Origin of the sequence: Streptomyces sp. NPDC059456 (assembly GCF_042750055.1) — a bacterium.
Classification (GTDB): Bacteria; Actinomycetota; Actinomycetes; order Streptomycetales; family Streptomycetaceae; genus Streptomyces.
The window spans coordinates 1-1,739 of sequence record NZ_JBHYVA010001061.1; the positions used below are offsets into that span (position 1 = coordinate 1).

1 protein-coding gene is annotated in these 1,739 nt (G+C 73.7%); it reads right to left on the reverse strand.

The window, feature by feature from the left end; genetic code table 11:
• A partial coding sequence (locus ACFXA3_RS42140; RefSeq protein ID WP_385196756.1) for a beta-ketoacyl synthase N-terminal-like domain-containing protein occupies positions 1 to 1,739 on the reverse strand: 1,739 nt, incomplete at both ends.

The following is a 1,739-nucleotide window of genomic DNA, read 5'->3' on the forward strand; positions in this document are numbered from 1 at the left end:
CGGGCGTCCGAGAGGCGTTCGACGACGAGGACGCCGACGCCCTCCGACCAGGCGGCGCCGTCGGCGGCGCCCGCGAAGGACTTGCAGCGGCCGTCGGCGGCGAGGCCGCGCTGGCGGCTGAACTCGACGAACATGTCGGGGCTCGCCATCACCGCGACACCGCCGACGAGCGCCATGGAGCACTCGCCGGAGCGCAGCGACTGGGTCGCCAGGTGGAGCGAGACCAGGGAGGACGAGCACGCCGTGTCCACGGTCATGGACGGGCCTTCGAGGCCCAGGGTGTACGAGACGCGGCCCGAGATGAGGCTGCCGCCGGTGGTGGCCGCGGCCTCGGTGCCCTGCCCGTAGTCGTGGTACATGACGCCTGCGAAGACGCCGGTCTTGCTGCCCTTGAGGGTGTGCGGGTTGATGCCGGCCCGCTCGATGGCCTCCCACGAGACCTCCAGGAGCTGTCGCTGCTGGGGATCCATGATCAGCGCCTCGTTGGGGCTGATCCCGAAGAAGTGCGGGTCGAAGTCGCCCGCCCGGTAGAGGAAGCCGCCTTCGTTGGAGTACGTCTTCCCGGGCACGCCGGGCTCCGGGTCGTAGATGTTCTCGACGTCCCAGCCGCGGTCGAGGGGGAAGCCGGAGACGGCGTCCCGGCCCTCCACGACGAGCTGCCACAGGTCCTCGGGGGAGGTGACGCCGCCGGGGAGGCGGCAGCTCATCGCGACGATCGCGATCTGGTCGTCGTCGCCGTCCGCCTGCGTGCGGGCGGTGCCGGCCGCCGGACGGGTGCCGGTGTCCTGCGCCGCTCCGCCGAGGGACTCGCCGATGTACTGGGCGACGGCGCGGGCGTTCGGGTAGTCGAAGACCAGGGTGGCGGGCAGCCGGAGCCCGGTGGCCGCCTTGAGCTGGTTGCGCAGCTCGACGGCGCTGAGGGAGTCGAAGCCCAGCTCCTGGAAGGCCCGGTCGGGTTCGACGGCGTCGGCCGACTCGTGGCCCAGTACGGCGGCCACGTGGGCCCGCGCCAGGTCGAGGAGGGCGCTGTCTCGTTCCTCCTGGGTCTTCCCCGCGAGGCGCGCCGCGAGCTCGTTCGCGGCGCCGGCTCCCGCACCGCTCGCGCCGGCGCGGACGTTGCGGCGCTGCGGGGCGGGGGTGGTGGAGCGCAGCAGCGCGGGCAGCTCGTCGGTACGGGCGGCCAGGGCGGTGCGGTTGACGTGGAGCGGGACGGTGGCGGGCCGGCCCGAGGCGTACGCGGCGTCGAAGAGGGCGAGGGCCTCTTCGGGCTGGAGCGGCGGCAGGCCCTGGCGCTCCATGCGCTTGACGTCGGTGTCGGTGATGTACTGGCCCATGCCCGTGCTCGCCCAGAGGCCGTAGGCCAGGGACTGGGCGGCGAGGCCCTGCGCGTGCCGGTGGGTGGCGAGGGCGTCGAGGAAGGTGTTCGCCGCCGCGTAGTTCGCCTGCCCGGCGGCGAGGGTGAGTCCGCCGGCGGAGGAGATGAGGGCGAACAGGGGCAGGTCCAGGTGCCGGGTCTGCTCGTGCAGGTGCCAGGCGGCATCGGCCTTGGGAGCCAGGACCCGGTCCAGGCGCTCGGCGTCCATCGTCGACACGAGGCCGTTGTCGCCGGTGCCCGCGGCGTGGACCAGACCGGTCAGCGGGTGCTCGGCCGGGATCGACGCCAGCAGCGCGGTGATGTTGGCCGGATCGGCCACATCGCACGCCGTGATGGTGACCTCGGCGCCCAGTTCCGCCAGCTC